Origin of the sequence: Staphylococcus sp. HMSC034C12, from assembly GCF_001835895.1 — a bacterium.
GTDB lineage: Bacteria > Bacillota > Bacilli > Staphylococcales > Staphylococcaceae > Staphylococcus > Staphylococcus hominis.
Map to the genome: position 1 here is coordinate 1 of NZ_KV826357.1, position 456 is coordinate 456.

At 50.7% G+C, this 456-nt stretch carries 4 tRNA genes; all 4 read left to right on the plus strand.

Going from position 1 to position 456, the window contains the following annotated elements:
- Positions 1 to 52: 52 nt before the first annotated feature.
- The 4 genes from HMPREF2629_RS09395 to HMPREF2629_RS09410 all read left to right on the plus strand — a co-directional run bounded on the left by HMPREF2629_RS09395 (position 53) and on the right by HMPREF2629_RS09410 (position 408).
- Positions 53 to 127 (plus strand) — tRNA-Gly (locus tag HMPREF2629_RS09395).
- Between the two features lie 7 nt (positions 128 to 134).
- Positions 135 to 223, plus strand: a tRNA-Leu gene (locus HMPREF2629_RS09400).
- Positions 224 to 234: 11 nt separating this feature from the next.
- Positions 235 to 311 (plus strand) — tRNA-Arg (locus HMPREF2629_RS09405).
- A gap of 23 nt (positions 312 to 334) precedes the next feature.
- Positions 335 to 408: transfer RNA gene (locus tag HMPREF2629_RS09410), tRNA-Pro, on the plus strand.
- Positions 409 to 456: the final 48 nt, after the last annotated feature.

Genomic DNA, 456 nt, shown 5'->3' on the forward strand with positions numbered 1-456 from the left:
CAGAGGGTCAGAGGTTCGAATCCTCTATGGCTCATACGATTTATTTTAATATGCGGAAGTAGTTCAGTGGTAGAACACCACCTTGCCAAGGTGGGGGTCGCGGGTTCGAATCCCGTCTTCCGCTCCATTATTTTGCCGGGGTGGCGGAACTGGCAGACGCACAGGACTTAAAATCCTGCGGTGAGAGATCACCGTACCGGTTCGATTCCGGTCCTCGGCACCAATTTAAATATAGCGCCCGTAGCTCAACTGGATAGAGCGTTTGACTACGGATCAAGAGGTTATGGGTTCGACTCCTATCGGGCGCGCCATTTAAAATTATCAATTTAATATACGGGAAGTAGCTCAGCTTGGTAGAGCACTTGGTTTGGGACCAAGGGGTCGCAGGTTCGAATCCTGTCTTCCCGACTTCTTTAAAAATATGGGGGCTTAGCTCAGCTGGGAGAGCGCCTGCTT